17 protein-coding genes are annotated in these 16655 nt (G+C 53.5%); 5 read left to right on the forward strand and 12 right to left on the reverse strand.

What is annotated here, in order from left to right:
* Positions 1-27: 27 nt before the first annotated feature.
* On the reverse strand, positions 28-1428 hold the full coding sequence (locus ACTJI7_RS00665; RefSeq protein WP_440669490.1) for an MFS transporter: 1401 nt from the start codon (positions 1426-1428) through the stop codon (positions 28-30).
* Positions 1429-1545: 117 nt separating this feature from the next.
* On the opposite strand from ACTJI7_RS00665, the gene ACTJI7_RS00670 reads away from it, so the two are divergent.
* The gene (locus ACTJI7_RS00670; protein ID WP_045260531.1) at positions 1546-2451 is read left to right on the forward strand and encodes a LysR family transcriptional regulator; all 906 of its coding nucleotides are present in this window, start codon (positions 1546-1548) and stop codon (positions 2449-2451) included.
* Positions 2452-2570: 119 nt separating this feature from the next.
* On the opposite strand, the gene ACTJI7_RS00675 is transcribed toward ACTJI7_RS00670, so the two are convergent.
* The 9 genes from ACTJI7_RS00675 to ACTJI7_RS00715 all read right to left on the reverse strand — a co-directional run bounded on the left by ACTJI7_RS00675 (position 2571) and on the right by ACTJI7_RS00715 (position 9632).
* A complete protein-coding gene (locus ACTJI7_RS00675) occupies positions 2571-3374 on the reverse strand; it encodes a carboxymuconolactone decarboxylase family protein (RefSeq protein WP_440669493.1) in 804 nt (267 codons plus the stop codon).
* 15 nt (positions 3375-3389) lie between these two features.
* Positions 3390-4085: a putative quinol monooxygenase gene (locus ACTJI7_RS00680; protein ID WP_193531922.1), complete on the reverse strand. Its 696-nt coding sequence runs from the start codon at positions 4083-4085 to the stop codon at positions 3390-3392.
* Between the two features lie 59 nt (positions 4086-4144).
* Entirely contained in the window at positions 4145-5164 is a 1020-nt protein-coding gene (locus ACTJI7_RS00685) for an aldo/keto reductase (protein ID WP_440669495.1), read from the reverse strand.
* A 2-nt stretch (positions 5165-5166) separates the two neighbouring features.
* Entirely contained in the window at positions 5167-5739 is a 573-nt protein-coding gene (locus ACTJI7_RS00690; RefSeq protein WP_063154093.1) for an NAD(P)H-dependent oxidoreductase, read from the reverse strand.
* Between the two features lie 150 nt (positions 5740-5889).
* The gene (locus ACTJI7_RS00695; RefSeq protein WP_063154092.1) at positions 5890-6924 is read right to left on the reverse strand and encodes an amidohydrolase family protein; all 1035 of its coding nucleotides are present in this window, start codon (positions 6922-6924) and stop codon (positions 5890-5892) included.
* 102 nt (positions 6925-7026) lie between these two features.
* The gene (locus tag ACTJI7_RS00700; protein ID WP_048958796.1) at positions 7027-7974 is read right to left on the reverse strand and encodes an aldo/keto reductase; all 948 of its coding nucleotides are present in this window, start codon (positions 7972-7974) and stop codon (positions 7027-7029) included.
* Positions 7975-8057: 83 nt separating this feature from the next.
* Entirely contained in the window at positions 8058-8747 is a 690-nt protein-coding gene (locus tag ACTJI7_RS00705) for a type 1 glutamine amidotransferase domain-containing protein (RefSeq protein WP_047368563.1), read from the reverse strand.
* Between the two features lie 8 nt (positions 8748-8755).
* Positions 8756-9064 (reverse strand): hypothetical protein, encoded by a 309-nt coding sequence (locus ACTJI7_RS00710; protein ID WP_014831950.1) that lies wholly within the window; start codon positions 9062-9064, stop codon positions 8756-8758.
* 184 nt (positions 9065-9248) lie between these two features.
* A complete protein-coding gene (locus ACTJI7_RS00715) occupies positions 9249-9632 on the reverse strand; it encodes a winged helix-turn-helix transcriptional regulator (protein WP_072050288.1) in 384 nt (127 codons plus the stop codon).
* Positions 9633-9729: 97 nt separating this feature from the next.
* On the opposite strand from ACTJI7_RS00715, the gene ACTJI7_RS00720 reads away from it, so the two are divergent.
* Entirely contained in the window at positions 9730-10833 is a 1104-nt protein-coding gene (locus tag ACTJI7_RS00720; RefSeq protein WP_063154090.1) for an alkene reductase, read from the forward strand.
* A 204-nt stretch (positions 10834-11037) separates the two neighbouring features.
* On the forward strand, positions 11038-11937 hold the full coding sequence (locus ACTJI7_RS00725; RefSeq protein ID WP_063154088.1) for a LysR family transcriptional regulator: 900 nt from the start codon (positions 11038-11040) through the stop codon (positions 11935-11937).
* Between the two features lie 36 nt (positions 11938-11973).
* Here the strand turns inward: ACTJI7_RS00725 and ACTJI7_RS00730 are convergent, their stop codons facing one another.
* A complete protein-coding gene (locus tag ACTJI7_RS00730; protein ID WP_063154086.1) occupies positions 11974-12882 on the reverse strand; it encodes a LysR family transcriptional regulator in 909 nt (302 codons plus the stop codon).
* 212 nt (positions 12883-13094) lie between these two features.
* Here ACTJI7_RS00730 and ACTJI7_RS00735 point away from each other — a divergent pair, with 212 nt between their 5' ends.
* Together ACTJI7_RS00735 and ACTJI7_RS00740 are read left to right on the forward strand one after the other, a co-directional pair.
* Positions 13095-14081, forward strand: coding sequence for an aldo/keto reductase (locus ACTJI7_RS00735; RefSeq protein WP_192979201.1), 987 nt, complete (start codon positions 13095-13097; stop codon positions 14079-14081).
* Between the two features lie 46 nt (positions 14082-14127).
* On the forward strand, positions 14128-15309 hold the full coding sequence (locus ACTJI7_RS00740; RefSeq protein ID WP_045260683.1) for an aldo/keto reductase: 1182 nt from the start codon (positions 14128-14130) through the stop codon (positions 15307-15309).
* A gap of 141 nt (positions 15310-15450) precedes the next feature.
* Here the strand turns inward: ACTJI7_RS00740 and ACTJI7_RS00745 are convergent, their stop codons facing one another.
* Complete coding sequence (locus ACTJI7_RS00745) at positions 15451-16488, reverse strand: aldo/keto reductase (protein ID WP_045260527.1); 1038 nt, start codon at positions 16486-16488, stop codon at positions 15451-15453.
* Between the last annotated feature and the right edge of the window lie 167 nt (positions 16489-16655).

A 16655-nucleotide genomic window follows, 5' to 3' on the forward strand; every position in this document is an offset into this window, starting at 1 on the left:
AGCAGCGCCGAGAGGCGCTGCACAGCGTTACGCTGATGCCCGAACCCCAGGGCGCAGTCTGCTCAGGCTAAACAAAACCGATCCCGTCGAGGCGATGACGGCGATCCACAATGCCAGATGCACGGCCCGATCGTGGTCTGATCCGGTCGTCGCAAGCAGCACCCCCACGGTGGCGGCCCCCAGACATTGCCCGAACGTCCTGACGATAGACAACACCCCTGAGGCATAGCTGGCATATTCCCGTGCCACATTAGAGAGCATTTCCCGGTTATTGGGGCTCTGGAAGCAGCCAAACCCAATCCCGCAAACCAGACTGCGCAGGCAGATATTCCATACGGACGGATTTTCCGGCAACGTCGCCAGCAGGACCAGCCCACCGACAAAAATCATCAGGCCGATAGTCGAGATCAGCGGCGCGGAAAGGGTATCTGCCCAGCGCCCCGCGTGCGGTGCGATCAGCACAATGCCAATTGGCCACGGGGTGAACAGCAGCGCCGAAACCACCGGGCTGAAGCCATACACGCTCTGAAACAGGAACGGCAGCGCGACAAAGGTGATGCCCTGGCTGACAAACGAGGCCAGCGAGGTCAGGGCGGCGAGGGTGAAGCGTCCGTTTCTGAACATAACGGGCGGCAGTATGGGACTGCGCGCGCACCGAATACGCCAGACGAAGGCGATAGCGCTGACCAGCGTGAGAAGCCCCCAGCCAGCGGCTGCCGGGTTAATGCCTTGCGTTATGTGCTGAAGGCTGTCGGCCAGCATGATTGCAGAACCTAACAGCACGGCGGAGAGCGCGGCGCCCGGCGCATCAAAGGGGGAGCCGTCAACGTCCGACTGGCGCGGCAACGCCCGCCATGCCAGCAACAGGGCAATACTGCCCGGAACAAGGTTAATGGCGAACAGCCACTGCCAGCTCAGCGCGTCCAGTATCGTCCCGCCCAGCACGGGGGCAATTGCCGTGCTGGCGGCGATAAGCAGGGCGTGCAGCCCCAGAATGCGCCCAAGCAGTCGACCCGGAAAAACGGAACGCAGGATCGCCGGGGCGATACTCAGGGTAGCCGCACCGCCGATGCCCTGCAGAATACGCATCCCGATCAGCATGTCGGGCGTTTTCGCCAGCGCGCAGCCGAGCGAGGTGAACGTAAAGGTGGCAAGCCCGGCAAGAAAAACCGGTCGAAAGCCCACGCGCGCCGCCAGCGCCGCGAAGATGGCCAGCGTCATTGCCGCCGATAGTAGATAACCGTTGGCAAACCACACCGCAACGTTCGCGGGGACCTGCATCGCCCTTGCCATGGAGGGCAGCGCGATGTTGATCATGGTGCCGTCAAATACGCCCATCAGCGTGGTGGTCATGACGGCGGCCATCACACGGGCGCGTTCATGACCGGGTAAGCCTTCATCGCCGGGCTGGTTTGAAAAGAGCGTCATCGTCGTTACTCCGCATAAGAATAGTGATGACGAAACTATAATCATGGGGTATACAGGGCGGAAGACGCAGCGCTTGCACTTAATCGTTGCATATAACGCCTTATCTGAGGAGCTATCGTGTCCGATCCTGACTTTAACCTTCTGGTTGCGCTCGACGTTCTGCTGGCCGAAGCCAGCGTGGCTGGCGCGGCGCGGCGCTTAAACCTGAGCACCTCCGCCATGAGCCGCACCCTGAGCAGGCTGCGGGAGGTGACAGGCGATCCTATCCTGGTGCGGGCCGGTCGGCAGATGGTGCTGACGCCCTGGGCCGAAGCCACCCGGGACCGGGCCAGAAGCGCTGTGCATGAGGCAAGGGCGGTACTGCAACCCTCCACGGAAACGCTGAATGTTGAGCGTATGGAGCGCCTGTTCACCATCCGAGCCAACGACGGCTTTGTGGTGGCGTTTGGGCCACTGCTCATTGCCGCAGTGGCGGCGGTGGCGCCCGACGTCTGCATTCGCTTTTCGCCGAAACCTGAGAAAACGTCGCGCTATCTGCGTGAGGGGCTGGTTGACCTCGAGATCGGCGTGCAGAGCAATATGGGGCCTGAAATTCGTCTGCAACGGCTCTTTCAGGACCGGTTTGTGGGCGCGGTACGCCAGGGGCATCCGCTGGCCTCGCTGTCGTCAGTCAGCCTTGAGGATTATGTCGCCTGGGGGCACGTGGTGGCCTCGCCCGACGGCTCGTTACACGGATTTGTCGATGAGGCGCTGGCGGAACGCGGGATGAAGCGCAAAATTGCCAGCGTGGTGCCAGGGTTCCCGACGGCGTTATCGGTGGCGATGGTCTCCGATCTCGTTGCCATGGTGCCGGCGCTCTATCTGCTCAATCAGCCGATGACCGAGCGCGTGCACGTCTTTGAACTGCCGTTTAAAACCCGGAGCATTACGGTGTCACAGATGTGGCATCCGCGCATGGAAAAGGACCCGGCGCATCGCTGGCTCAGAGAAAAGGTGCTGGAGGTGTGCCGCGCTGTACGCTGACGGCTCAGGCCACTTTTTTTCGGCACGGAGAGAATGAAGCGCGTCGATACCGCATCCGATTCAACGCGAACGTTCGTTCTAATTTTGTGATGTGCGTCAGGTTTTAGTGTTCAGTAATATTACCTTTTACTCGATGAGCGATTGCTTAATACCTCTCCGACAACAGGAGCAGCGGTAAATGCGTTTGGCCAGCCAGCGTAAAACGCGGCTTGGGTAACGATCTCCCCAGCTTCCTCAGCAGAAAGTCCATTATCCATCGCTCTGTTGAGGTGATAGCCAATCTGCGCGCTCTGTCCAGATGCGATTAACGCGCTGACCGTAATCAGGCTTCTGTCGCGGGGTTTCAGCGCGGGTCTTTGCCAGAGATCCAGTAACAGGGGGTCAGCAGTAAATTTAACCAGGCCTGGAGATATTGGGCCTACATTTTTTTCCACTGTCTCTGAACGCTGCTTTTCTGCTTCCTGATTGAGAGGAAGCAGGTCCGGAGAAGCTTCAGGAAGTGCATCTGCCGTGACGCCACGAGTTTCAAATACTGCTTTGGTCACGCTGACGGCTGACATTGCATTTGGCCAACCTGAGTAGAACGCCAGATGGGTAATGATATCTGACAATTCTGCTGGCGTAACGCCGCTATCGAGAGCGACGTCAATATAGTGCTTAAGCTCGGCAGGCTGGTTACGGGCAATCAGCATGGCGACGGTCACCATACTACGATCCCTGGGCGAGAGGGCATCGCGTGTCCACAGATCTTCAGTAATCGCTTCTCGACCAAAGCGCGCAAGAGCCGGTGAGACAGAACGAATATCAGCTTCAGGAATCGCTGAAGGTTCAATTTTCATCATAGCTTTACCTCTTGTTTCCTCAGCATTAGCAAAATCAGAAATAACAAGCGACATGGCCGCCGCTGCAATCACGCTTTTCATGTTAATCCTCACTGGTCAACGGTGCGGATCCTGTTTGATTCCGCCTTTGTTACGAAGAAATACCGGTTTTACCGGGATAGCGTCCTTCCTGGCGCTCATATGCGCCGTTTGCCTGAGATAGTCCAGGAAGTGCGGCGTTTGTCGGTGCAGTTGATAATCCTCCTCACTGGCGTAAATCTCATAGAAATACCAGCGGTTCGGACTCTGTGAGTCTGTAGCGGCATACATGGCTAACACGCCTTTCTCTACTTTGAGCGACTCGGCCATTTCAGGAAGGACGATGTTTTTAAATTCGGTCTGAAATTCAGGCTTTACCTCGACGATCACCAGATTATTAATGGTTCGCTCATTCGGTATGATGTGTTTGTCGCCCAGAAACTGTGGCTTCAGAGTGATTTTATTTTTCCGATCGATAATGTCAGGTGCCCGGGCAGCGAATGCCTTGTATGGTTCGGCATTCAGATGTTTGCGGTAAGCACTCTCGTTTTCATAGAGTTCGACCATGAATGCCTTACGTGGATTGTCGCTTCGTTGCAGGGCGTACATCGCCAGCGTACCTGCTTCATGATCAACCGAAGCGGAAATCGTCTGTCTGGCTACGTCTGCAAACTCTTTGTCCCGATCGGGTCTGACGCCGAGCTCAAAGATATTCATCACTACCTTATCCGGTGCGTCCGGTTTTGTTGCAAAGACAGAGGTGCTTATTAGCATGCAAATTAAAAGCATAAGGGGCTTTTTCACGTTGATCCTTTTACTGAAATGACTGTTTGCTACCGCGTCCAGACCTGCTTAACGTCTTTCGTTTGCGGCGTGTTTTGCGCCATAATCCCCGTCAGAACGTGCGGCTGGTAGGTTTCTTCCAGAAACCGGATTTCCTCAAGGCTCAGTTGAAGATTTACGGCGTTTACCGCGCCATCAACGTGATCTTTTTTTGTGGCCCCTACGACAGGTGACGTGACTTTTGTCAGCTGCCAGGCGAGTGAGATTTCCGTCATGGACACCTGATGCCGTTCGGCAAGTTCGGCGACACGCTCAATAATGAGCCGATCCTGTTCAGCCGTGCTGTCATATTTCCCGCGCGCATAATCATCCTCCGTGGCTCGCCGCGTGTGGCCTTCTTTCCGGGAGAGACGACCGCTGGCCAGCGCGCTATAGGGGGTCATGGCGATATCATCTTCAGCGCACAGACCGAAGAGCTCTCGTTCATCTTCACGCATAATCAGGTTGTAGTGGCTTTGCACGGAAACAAAGGGCGTCAGCCCTTCGCGTTCGGCAAGGGCGTTCGCTTTCGCAAGCTGCCAGGCATAGCAATTGGAAATACCAATAGCGCGCACTTTGCCCGCAGTAACGGCGGCATGAAGCGCTTCAAGCACCTCAATAACGGGCGTGTTGTAATCCCAGATGTGGTAGATGTAGAGGTCGATGTAGTCCATCCCCAGATTCTGCAGACTCTGGTCGAGCGATCGGGCTATTGCCTCTTTTCCGTCGATCCCCGCGGCAATTTGCGCGGCGGTTCGCGGCAGAAACTTGGTGGCCAGCACCACGTCCTCGCGTTTTGCCATCTCCCGCAGCGCCCGGCCAACGTATCGCTCGCTGGAGCCGTTCTGATAGGCGATGGCGGTATCGTAAAAATTGATACCCTTTTCGAGACCGTAGCGGATGATGTCCCGGCTTGCTGTTTCGTCCAGCGTCCAGCGATGCTGGCCCGTTAACGGGTCGCCAAACCCCATACATCCCATACAGATGCGGGAGACCAGTAAGTCACTTTTACCGAGCCGGGTATACTGCATCGTTATTCTCCCTCTGGATTATTCACGACGGAATTGAGCAGATCGACAAGCCTTGAAGCGTGTTCCCGGGCAAGCGTTTTTTGCTGCGCGATTTTGTCGGCATCCCGGTCGGCATAGCTGATACCGCAGGTATAAACCGGCGCCAGCAGCTCAAGATTGCACAGTTTTGCCGTGGTCTCGAACGGAATAAGATACTCTTCAATGGCATGGCCAAAGAAACCGTCAGCGGTATAGAGCGCCTGTGGCGCCCCTGTAGTGAAGGAGAGGATCAGCTTTTTACCGCCCAGTTTCGCCGTTGAGCCATGCGCGAAGCCGTGGACAAAGACCTCGTCCAGCCATTGTTTCATTAACCCGGGCAGCCCATACCAGGAAAAAGGAAACTGCCAGACAATCACATCGGCCCTGAGCAGGCTTTCCTGCTCCGCAGCGATATTGAATTTGCCGTCCGGATAGAGCCAGTCCAGACGACGAATTTCAGCATCGGGCAGGGCGGTCGCCACTTCATCAAGGATAGTGGCGTTGGCGACGGAATGGTTCAGCTCAGGATGACCTGAAATAACAAGGATATTTTTCATTTCAATACGTTAAAGAGGCTGGTGAATTTTTAACCCAGTATAAAGTGACACCATTATTTTTTTTAGAGCAGTAAAGGCTCATTCACTTTTAGACAAAAACTAATAATGGTCGACTGTTCTCATTGTGCCCGGTCATCATGAACCCGTGAACTACGCCATGATGCCCAGTAAACGTTCTGCATTGCGAAACGCGATGGCCTCTTTTTCAGCCTTGTTGACGGGCAGACTGTCGATAAATGTTTTTACACCGTCCAGGGTCTGATAGGGGTAATCAACGGAGAACAGGATCCTGTCTGCCCCCATTAACGCGTAGATAAACTGGAAGTGCGGCAGTGTCAGCATACCTGACGGGGTAACGTAAACGTGTTCCTGGAAGGTTCTCGTTAGCGTGCGTGACAGACCCGTTGCAGCCAGCGGAAGGCTGTCATCAAGACGCTGCAGCCAGAAGGGCAGCATCTCCCCCCAGTGGCCACTGATTACCTGCAGGTGGGGATATTTATCAAATGCGCCCGATAACATCAGCCGTAACAAATGGATCCCGGCTTCGTGATGCCAGCCCCAGCCAAACATAGAGAGCCGGGCGTTGACCTCTGCGCTGAAGCCCGTGAAGTAGGCCTGTTGCACGCTTTTAACCGGTAATCCGGGATGAAGATAGAGTGGCACATTCAGTTTATTAAAGCGGGAAAGCAGGGAGTCATAGTCAGGATGATCGAGAAAGCATGAAGAGGGTCGGCCATTCAGAAGTGCCCCCTTAAACCCCAGTTTTTCAACTGCGCGAGCAAGCTCTTTTTCAGCCTCTTCCGGCTGTGCCCAGGGAAGTGTGGCAAATGCCGCGAAGCGATCCGGGTGATTTCTTACCGCCCCGGCAAGGCGGTCGTTTGCCGCCGTATTTAATGTTACCGCTTCATCCCCGGGTGCCAGCTGGGGAAATCCGCCCACAGAGAGGATCTGCAGGGTAATTCCAGCTTCATCCATATCCCTGAGGCGGCGGCTTTCCAAATCAGCGCCTTTCGCGTTTATCAGAGCATTCTTTTCTATCTGCGGCCGGCTTCGGTCAGGATTATGACCATCAGCGACGGTTTTCCCCCAGTCGCCAAGGAAAGGTGCCTGCTCAAGCGCAACAGGCATACACGCTCGCCCTAACTCGCTGTCGAGATAATGTTCTTCGAGGCAAATGATTTTCATATTCTCACCCTTCATACAAAGCAGTAAAAGTGATGCAGATTAGGATCGCCCGGAACAGCCCGTTCGTGAGTGTCATTCATGACAGTCTGTCCCGGACAGGGTTTACACCATCGGTTTTTCCCAGGCGCCTCGTGTATCCACTCTGGTCTCTGTGGCGAGTTGTTCCAGCAGGATGATTTCCTCATCGCGTAACTGGATGTCTGAAGCGTATGCGGCGTCCAGAACGTGATGGACTTTAGTCGCACCAACGAGGGGAAGGGTACCTTTTGCAATAGCCCATGCGATGGCTATCTGTGCAACGCTGGCATTCCTTTCGGCTCCCATTTTTTTCATGGCGGCGGTTAATCTTTCTATCTGCGGCAGTACTGCGTTATAACTTTCGGCCCGGCCACTCCCGGCAGGCATGGGATGATTTGAATCATAACGACCACTGAGCGCGCCTTGCTCCAGGACCATGTAAGCAAAGAACGTGATGTTATTTTGTCGGCAATAATCAAGGATCCCGGCCTCTTCAGAGGCGCGATAAAGCAGGCTGTAGTGATTCTGTACTGCACTGAGGGAATAACCGGAAGCGTTAAGGATTTCGTTGGCGCGTCTGATTTGTGCGAGATTGTGGTTGGAAACCCCGACGCGTTTGACCTTACCGCTTTGTAAAAGTGGGATCAGTCCTGGCGTCCATTTCTCAACGTCGAGGGGATTGTGGATCCAGTAGATATCAATCGCGTCCACACCCAGGCGTCCGAGGCTGGCCTCAAGCATATCGCTGACAGGCTGTGCTGACTGTTCGTTCGCAATCTGCGGCGTGAATTTGGTGGATAAAATCATATCCTCGCGGGGGAACTGACGGACTAATGCTCCCAGCGCTGCCTCGGAACTCCCCATGCCATATACTGCTGCGGTATCCCAGAGATTCAGACCCTTACTCATGGCCGTGGTGAACACGTCTGCCATCTGAGTATCAGAAAGATGATTGCCGAAGACGGTGTCGCCACCGGCAAAGCCTGTGCCCCAGGACCATGTGCCGAGCGCGACTGGAGGAAGAGTTTTCATATTCAGCTCCTGAAAAAAGCCGGAACGTTGCTGACGTAAACCGGCCAAAGAGGGTGAGTAAAGATGAAAGACAGATGAATGAATTAAGTTGGCTGGCGGAGGGCATTTAACAGCGCCACACCGACACCGTGCGCTGAAGCGGGATTCTGCCCCGTGATAAGGCGACCGTCAGTAACCACATTTTCAGACCAGTTCGGGGCTTCATGATGAAGCGCGCCATGCTCGCGGAGTGCAGTCTCAAGCAGGTAGGGAACCACATCTGTGGCGTGAACTTCTTCCTCTTCCTTGTTGGTAAAGGCCGCCACGTTTTTGCCTTTCACCAGGTATTCGCCGCTGCTGAGCTTTGCGTCAACCAATGCCGCAGGTCCGTGGCAGACGGCTGAGACAATCCCATCACTTTCATACACTTCGCGGATAATACGCTGGGCATCCTGGCTGTCGCGGAAATCCCACATGGTTCCATGGCCGCCCGCAAAGAAAACGGCGCTGTAATCGGTACCGTTCAGCTCGGATAACGCTGGTGTTGTTGCCAGGCGCTGCTGAAAATCGGTTTCGTTCCAGTACCAGGCGTTGACAGGATCGCTGAGGTCAAATCCATCCACCGGCGGCTGTCCCCCGCGAATGCTGGCGATCATCGTTTTTAGTCCGGCATCTTCCAGTACTTTCAGCGGATGCGTCAGCTCGGCCAGGAAAAAACCGGTTGGTACACCGGATGCGCCTTTAATCGGATGACTGGAAACGACACACAGCACGGGTTTATCTGCAGGTTTCATATCGGGCCTCACTCTTTATTTTTAAATTCAGCGGCAAAGAGATTTTCCCAGTTAATAAAGGAGCCAAGCGGAATGCACTCAAAGCTTAATAAGCCTGCTTTTGCCAGCGGGAATTCGGCCATTACGTTCATCGCTTCATCGACAGAGTCACATTCAAGAAAAATAGCGACGCCAGGTCTGTCCTGACGGAAGTAGATGTCGCGGATGAAGCCGGATTTATACAATCCCCAGGCGTGCAGTGCTTCAGCGTTAAGGTGTGGAGCATACTTTTCCAGCGATGCTCCAGGTGCGGGGATATCCAGACATAAAATTCGCATAAGTGTCTCTTGTTCTCAGGTTTAAAGGGAAAGAGAGAAGAGTATATGAGCGCCATTTTGAGAAGATTAGGTGGCCATTGGCTTAAGCATATTTAGTCTGTACTTAATAATCAGGTGAGGAGTGCGACAGGGTAAATCTATGCCAGACATGTCTGTTCCTGCATCTGTATATGAATAGTCTGGCTTAATCAGTCGAAAACTCGGGCTGGCTTTCATATTCAGAACGTGCCTTTTCAACCTCGCCCTGATGAATCAAGGACCAGTCTATAAGTGTCATAACTGGCCCCATTAATGTCCGTCCAAGTGGAGTTAGCTCATATTCAACACGTGGCGGGATCGAAGGGAATACCGTCCGCGATACTAACCCGTCTCGTTCAAGACTTCTCAGTGTTAACGTCAGCATTCTCTGAGAGACCTGACCGATGGTACGTCTGAGTATATTAAACCGCAAAGGTCCCTCGGAAAGATGAGCAATGATTAAGATACTCCACTTATCACCAATCCGACTGAGCAATTCGCGGGTGAAAATATTGCAGGTGGGTGCTGTCCGTTTATCTGACGGTATCATGAATGTGCCTTCTTGCGGGTAAAATAACGGTATGTAATATAGCCCTGGTTACAAAACAAAACGACTCGTTTCTTACTGAGAATAAAGGTACTGCTCCTTGAAAAATGCACCCCTTACGCTTTTATCCCCATATAACATCGGGGAATTGACACTAAAAAATAGAATGGTAATGGCCCCAATGACCCGCAGTCGGGCCGTTACCGGTAATGTACCTAACCCTCTGGCTCCTGTTTACTATGCGCAGCGGGCGCAGGCAGGGTTGATAATATCTGAAGCTACGCAGGTTAGCCGTCAAGGTACCGGATATATAAGAACACCGGGAATATATTCCCTCGCTCAGGTTGAGGCATGGCGTCGCGTAACAGATGCAGTTCATGAAGCCGGGGGAATTATTTTTGCGCAACTGTGGCATGTCGGACGCGTTTCGCATCCTGAGTTCCATGATGGTGTCCTTCCGGTTGCCCCATCTGCAATTAATGCAGAGGCAGACGTTTTTACGTCTAATGGAATAGCACAAACACCTGTCCCTCGCGCGCTTTTAACAAGTGAAATCGCCGATGTCGTCTCACAGTTTCGTCAGGGTGCTGAAAAAGCTTCTGAAGCCGGTTTCGATGGAGTAGAAATACATGGTAGTTCAGGATATCTCCTTGACCAGTTCCTTCGTGACGGTTCTAACAAACGAGAAGATCATTATGGTGGGACTATTATAAACCGTGCACGTTTTCCTCTGGAGGTCGTCAGTGCTGTGAGCGAAGTGCTCGGCGCCGATCGCGTTGGTTTCAGGGTTGGTCCAAACATGTCGCTACATGGTATGTCTGATTCTTCGCCGGTTGAAACATTCAGTTATTTAGCGACTCAACTCGACGCTATTGGCATCGCCTACCTTCACGTTACCGAAGGTATTGCCGGGCCCGATGCTCCGGTCGCAGGTTCACAGCGGATTGCACCTTATCTTCGTCAGTGTTTCTCGCGAACTTTTATTCTGAATGGTGGATATGATGCTCAGACCGGTGAGGATGCAATTAACAAGGGTGAGGCCGATCTCATCGCCTATGGTGTTCCATTTATTGCCAATCCCGATTTACCCGCAAGATTTGCGTGCGGCAGCGATCTCAACGTTCCGGACCCTGCAACCTTCTATGCGCCGGGACAGAACGATGCGGTGGGCTACACTGACTATCCCGCACTAAACAATAGTTAAAAAACATCAATACCTTAATGTCTTACGCCTATTGGCATCCATTCTGTGCAGTGAATGTCATCTGAATGAGTACAGGTGTATTTCAAAATACGTGGTTAACAGTGGATCGCAGCATCAGTAAAAACGAACTAAAGGGATATTATTGACTTAAGCATCTTTAGGCTGTAGTTAACAATTAAGCAGTGATTGCTTAAGGAACACATTATGAATAACGCCCTGTATAACCAGATACGGATCTTTCAGAGCATTGCACGTGAGGGCAATATTTCGGCAGCCGCAAGAAAACTGGAAATTACGCCCCCCTCCGTCAGCAATGCGCTTAAGCTGCTGGAAGATCATATTGGCCATCCGCTTTTTGTGCGTACGACCCGCCGTATTGAGCTGACGGAAACCGGGCAACTGTTGCTGGAACAGACCGCTGCGGCGGTGGAGTCGCTGGAAAATTCGCTTGAAAGCATTCGCGACCAGAATCAGGAGCCCTCTGGTATCGTGCGAATCACGCTCTCGCGTTTTGCCTATCTGTTAATTCTTAAGCCTGCAATGGCGAAATTCTGTCAGCAATATCCGGGTATACAGCTGGAAATTTCGGTTTACGACGGTACTGTGAATGTTATCGAAGAGCGTTTTGATCTTGGGATCCGTTTTGGCGATATCCTCGAGGGTGGGGTGGTAGCGCGGCCGTTAATGAAACCCTTTCGTGAAGGGTTATATGCATCCTCAGCCTATCTCCGCGAGCATGGAACGCCTGAGGTGCCGTCAGATCTCAGTCAACACAAGCTGATTGGCTACCGTTTTATTACTAACAACCGCATCCTTCCGTTGATTCTGAACGATCGCGGAGAGCAGTTGACGGTTGAGATGCCCGGACAGTTAATCAGCAACGATATTGACGTTATGGCAGACGGGATACGTAACGGCCTGGGAATTGGACGTTTGTTTGAACCCATCTGGCAGTTACAGCCGGACAGGGAGCGCTTTATACCCGTGATGGAGAGCTACTGGAAAACCTACCCGCCAGTGTATCTCTATTACCCCAAAAACGCGGGCAAAACGAAAAGAGTGAAGGCCCTGATTGATTTTCTGATATCCGCTACGGGGCGATAAAGACGATAACGCCTCGTCCCGTATGGAAGCGCTATTTCACAACCCCAGCGGCCTGGCCTCCTGTATGAACTCAATCAGAAGGCGAAGCCCGGTCGGCAGTTGCCGGCGGCTTGAATAATAGATATAAAAACCTTCCTCCAGCGGGGACCATTCCGTAAGCACCAGGCGGAGCCCTCCATCCTTCACATAGGGTGCAACAAGAGGCTCCGGAAAATACATCAGGCCGGCCCCGCCTAATACGGCCACAAGACCCGTTTCAGCCTGGTTGACCGTCACTGAGCCAGGCACAGTGATTTGGTACGTTTCGCCATCTCGCTCAAGTTCCCAGCGATAAATCCGATCGTCGCCGAGACGATTGCTTATACAGCGATGGTGTAACAAATCATCCGGATGTTCAGGCGTTCCGTAACGTTCCAGGTAGTCGGGGGATGCTGCGATAACCCAGCGAATATCGGCAGATAAACGCCGGGCAACCATGTCTTCCGGGACGGTGCCACCATAGCGGATACCGGCATCGAAGCCCGCATCAGTGACGTCAACCATACGGTTACTGGCCACAATATCGATTTCAATATCAGGATAGCGATCCATAAACGCGGGCATAACCGGCGCAAGCAAAAGATTGGCCGCTTCAACGGCAGCATTGATGCGGATACGCCCGGTAGGCGTATTACGATACCGGTTAAGCGATTCAAGCGCGCCTTCTATCTTGTCGAAAGGCTGAAGGACAGACTGAACCAGTTCTTCACCTGCAGCCGTAGGGGTAACGCTCTTGGTCGTGCGATTAAGCAGGCGAACCCCGAGCCGGGTTTCCAGTCCCTTCAGGGCATGACTAAGCGCTGATGCACTGACACCTAATTCAATCGCCGCACGGCTGAAACTGCGATGACGTGCAATAGCCATGAAATAAATGAGATCGGCGACATCAGCTCTGTTTATTTGCATACAGAATCGTTTTCCTTGTGCGTTAAGGACCGAATGCGTTGATACGGAAATGATATACACCATAGACTGACCAGGGCTAATCCGTTGCTGAATTTTTTTCACAAGTCCATCCACCCATCGCCTCTCACTGAACACATTGTGCTTCGTTATTCTTGAAAATTATGCGCTCTGGCCGTCGGTCAGGGCGGAACATTCACCTAACGGAGCCGTGTATGAACTATACGCATCTTGGCCGCACCGGCCTGAAAGTCAGCCGCCTTTGTCTCGGAACCATGAATTTTGGTGACGTCACCGACGAGAAAACCAGCGCCAGCATTCTGGATGAAGCGCTTGAGGCGGGTATCAATTTCATTGATACAGCAGACGTGTATGGCACCGAGCAATCACCCGATATCCAGCAAGGTTCGGGGCTGTCTGAAGAGATTATTGGTCGCTGGCTCCAGCAGGGTGGCCGCCGTGACCGTATCGTTCTGGCGACGAAAGCCTATCAGCCTATGGGACCGGGTCCGAACGATCGCCGTCTTTCTGCTTACCATATTCGCAAGGCCTGCGAGGACAGTTTGCGACGGCTTAAGACCGACCATATTGACGTCTATCAGATGCATCACATCGATCGTTATACACCATGGGAAGAGGTCTGGCAGGCCATGGAACTCCTTGTTCAGCAGGGAAAAGTGCTTTATATCGGTAGCAGCAATTTCGCAGGCTGGGACATTGCGACTGCGCAGTCAGTTGCCACGACCCGTCATTCCCTGGGCCTGGTTGCTGAGCAAAGTCTCTACAATTTGACTGCCCGAACCGTTGAGCTGGAGGTCATTCCCGCATGCCGTCATTTTGGCCTGGGACTGATTCCCTGGAGCCCACTTGCCGGAGGGTTGCTTGGCGGCGTACTGAAAAAGATGGCAAGCGGGCGCCGTGCAAGGCCTGCGTTTGCCCGTCTAATCGAACAGTATCGTCCGCAGCTGGAAGCCTACGAAGGATTATGTGAGGACCTCGGCGAAACCCCTTCCGATGTGGCGCTTGCCTGGCTCCTGCAGAATCCTGTGGTTACTGCTCCACTTATCGGGCCTCGTACGGTCGAACAACTCCGGGAGGCGCTTCACGCAACGACAATCACGCTATCAGACGACACCATGAGCTGTCTCGACGAAATCTGGCCCGGACCCGGGGGAGAAGCGCCCCAGGCTTATGCCTGGTAATGACCAAATTAATGAATCCTTTCTTCGCTATAGGGAGTTCCAGTTTATGAGCAAGATGATGCATGACCAGCATTCTGCTTCCGTACCCGCTTCCCGGGATCGTCGCAATTTTCTGATCGCCGGCGCCGGTCTGGCGTTGGCCGCTACCACCCTTGGCAGGAGCGGTGCAGTGATGGCGAACCCGGCTGGTCAGGACTCGTCGAACGCCCCTTCGGATGCTGTTCCCGTCCAGAAGGAGACCTTAACCACGCGTAAACTCGGCTCGCTGGAGGTTTCCAGCATGGGACTGGGGTGTCTGCCCATGGTGGGGTATTACGGCGGTGGTCCGCGCGATCGCAAAGCCATGGTTTCGCTCATCCGGGCCGCCTTCGAACAAGGCATTACGTTCTTTGATACTGCCGAGGTGTATGGTCCCCATCTCAGTGAAGAATTTGTCGGGGAAGCACTGGCCCCCGTTCGCGATCGTGTGGTGATTGCCACTAAGTTCGGTTTCGGCGTGGAGGAGGGGAAGCCAACCTCCCTCAACAGCCATCCTGACCATATCCGCCGCGCCGTAGAGGGCTCGCTAAAGCGTCTGAAAACGGACCACATCGATCTTCTTTATCAACATCGCCCCGATCCGAATGTGCCGATCGAGGATGTGGCGGAAACCGTGAAGGCGTTGATCCAGGAGGGTAAAGTGAAACACTGGGGATTGTCGGAAGCGAGTGCCAGGACAATCCGCCGCGCACATGCGGTACTCCCTGTGACTGCAGTACAGAGTGAGTATGCCATGTGGTGGCGTGAACCGGAGACGCGGATATTTCCAACGCTCGAAGAGCTGGGTATCGGCTTTGTACCTTACTGCCCGACCGCCCGGAGTTTCCTTGCCGGGGCAGTCAATCCAGATCAGCGGTTCGACAGCACAGATCGGCGGCATAACCTGCCACGTTTCCAGCCCGATGCCCTGGCCAAAAACATGGTACTGCTTGAATTTGCGCAATCGTGGGCCCGCCGCAAAAACACCACTCCGGTTCAGTTCGCGCTGGCCTGGGTTATGGCACAACGGCCATGGATTGTCCCCATCCCGGGTACGACGCAATATCCGCACCTGATAGAAAATAGCGGTGCACCGCAAGTCCGGTTGACGGACAGCGAGTTACGCGAAATCGATGCGGCGCTTGCCAGGATCCCATTGCAGGGCGGTCGCGCAGATCCGTTTACCGAAAGTCAGTTTGATAAAAGTTAAACGGTGATGGCCACCTTTATACTTACTGTCACAGGGAGACTGTAGGTAAAGTCTCCCTGTCTGGTGATCCGACCCGGACATCAAGAGTTGTTCATTGTCACCAACAGCGGAACCGAACCAACGCCGGGCCAGGGTAGGGCATTAACAGTCCTGTATTGCTGAAGGCGGCGTGAGTGAAGGTGGCGTATCCGGTAGCGGGGGAATGATCCCGTCGACGGGGTGCGGCAGATAGCGTGCCTCGAGTTCCATGATTTCGGCATCGCTAAGTGAAAAGTCCAGCGCGCTGATAGCCGTGGAAAGATGTTCTGGTTTCGTCGCGCCGATGATCGGTGCTGTGATGACCGTTTTTGATAGCAACCAGGCAATTGCAACATGGGCTCTTGGCACATGGTGCTTTTCAGCAATGCTGGCAACAACATCAATAACGGGCTTATCCAGAAGGGCTGCGTTCTCATACATTTTTAACGCAAAGGCATCGTTTTGCGTTCGTCGGGACGTGACACTCCAGTCGCGCGTGAGCCTGCCGCGTGCCATCGGACTCCAGGGGATCACACCAACGCCCTGGTCTTCACACAGGGGCAGCATCTCGCGCTCTTCTTCCCGGTAAAGCAGGTTGTATTGCGGTTGCATCGTAATAAATCGGGTCCAGCCGTTACGCTCTGCCGTATGCTGCATTTTTGCAAAGCGCCAGGCTTCCATAGATGATGCGCCGATGTAACGTACTTTTCCTGATTTAACGAGGTCATGCAGAGCCTCCATGGTCTCTTCAACAGGCGTGGAGTGGTCAAAGCGGTGAATCTGAAAGAGATCCACGTAATCCATGCCTAAGCGCATCAGGCTATCGTCAATAGATTGAAAAATGGCCTTGCGGGAAAGAAACCCGGTATTGGGTGAGTTGCGCCACGGAAAGAAGGTCTTTGTCGCCACAACGATCTCATCGCGTCTGGCCATTTCTCTCAGCGCTTTTCCAGTGATCTCTTCAGAACTTCCGCCCGAGTAGATATTCGCGGTATCAAAAAAATTAATGCCCGCTTCAAGCGCCTGACGAATGAGCGGACGTGACGCCTTTTCATCCAGGGACCAGGGTTGAGGCAAGCGTTCAGGTTCACCATAGCTCATACAACCGAGACAAAGACGGGAGACTTGCAAACCGCTACGACCCAGATTCACATACTTCATTCTGTGTTCCTTCTTTTATTGCCAGCAATTCTGTATGTGAAAGGGTATTGCACTGACATGAAGGGAACCAGCATGCGCCATCGAATGGTGTTGTGAGTTTTTTTCACAGATGGGCGTAATCGTCAGTGGGTTTTACATACAAACTGCGTGGCCAACGGTGAATCCTC

This window comes from Enterobacter sp. 22499 (assembly GCF_052044815.1).
Taxonomy (GTDB): Bacteria; Pseudomonadota; Gammaproteobacteria; order Enterobacterales; family Enterobacteriaceae; genus Enterobacter; species Enterobacter bugandensis.

Excerpts from the sequence above, each read along its gene's own strand:
- ACTJI7_RS00735 (WP_192979201.1), top strand. The coding sequence starts at position 13,095 with ATGAACTATACGCATCTTGGCCGCACCGGCCTGAAAGTCAGCCGCCTT.
- ACTJI7_RS00705 (WP_047368563.1), bottom strand. The coding sequence starts at position 8,747 with ATGAAACCTGCAGATAAACCCGTGCTGTGTGTCGTTTCCAGTCATCCG.
- ACTJI7_RS00710 (WP_014831950.1), bottom strand. The coding sequence starts at position 9,064 with ATGCGAATTTTATGTCTGGATATCCCCGCACCTGGAGCATCGCTGGAA.
- ACTJI7_RS00665 (WP_440669490.1), bottom strand. The coding sequence starts at position 1,428 with ATGACGCTCTTTTCAAACCAGCCCGGCGATGAAGGCTTACCCGGTCAT.
- ACTJI7_RS00745 (WP_045260527.1), bottom strand. The coding sequence starts at position 16,488 with ATGAAGTATGTGAATCTGGGTCGTAGCGGTTTGCAAGTCTCCCGTCTT.
- ACTJI7_RS00675 (WP_440669493.1), bottom strand. The coding sequence starts at position 3,374 with ATGAAAAGCGTGATTGCAGCGGCGGCCATGTCGCTTGTTATTTCTGAT.
- ACTJI7_RS00715 (WP_072050288.1), bottom strand. The coding sequence starts at position 9,632 with ATGATACCGTCAGATAAACGGACAGCACCCACCTGCAATATTTTCACC.
- ACTJI7_RS00690 (WP_063154093.1), bottom strand. The coding sequence starts at position 5,739 with ATGAAAAATATCCTTGTTATTTCAGGTCATCCTGAGCTGAACCATTCC.
- ACTJI7_RS00695 (WP_063154092.1), bottom strand. The coding sequence starts at position 6,924 with ATGAAAATCATTTGCCTCGAAGAACATTATCTCGACAGCGAGTTAGGG.
- ACTJI7_RS00700 (WP_048958796.1), bottom strand. The coding sequence starts at position 7,974 with ATGAAAACTCTTCCTCCAGTCGCGCTCGGCACATGGTCCTGGGGCACA.
- ACTJI7_RS00680 (WP_193531922.1), bottom strand. The coding sequence starts at position 4,085 with ATGCTAATAAGCACCTCTGTCTTTGCAACAAAACCGGACGCACCGGAT.
- ACTJI7_RS00725 (WP_063154088.1), top strand. The coding sequence starts at position 11,038 with ATGAATAACGCCCTGTATAACCAGATACGGATCTTTCAGAGCATTGCA.
- ACTJI7_RS00740 (WP_045260683.1), top strand. The coding sequence starts at position 14,128 with ATGAGCAAGATGATGCATGACCAGCATTCTGCTTCCGTACCCGCTTCC.
- ACTJI7_RS00730 (WP_063154086.1), bottom strand. The coding sequence starts at position 12,882 with ATGCAAATAAACAGAGCTGATGTCGCCGATCTCATTTATTTCATGGCT.
- ACTJI7_RS00685 (WP_440669495.1), bottom strand. The coding sequence starts at position 5,164 with ATGCAGTATACCCGGCTCGGTAAAAGTGACTTACTGGTCTCCCGCATC.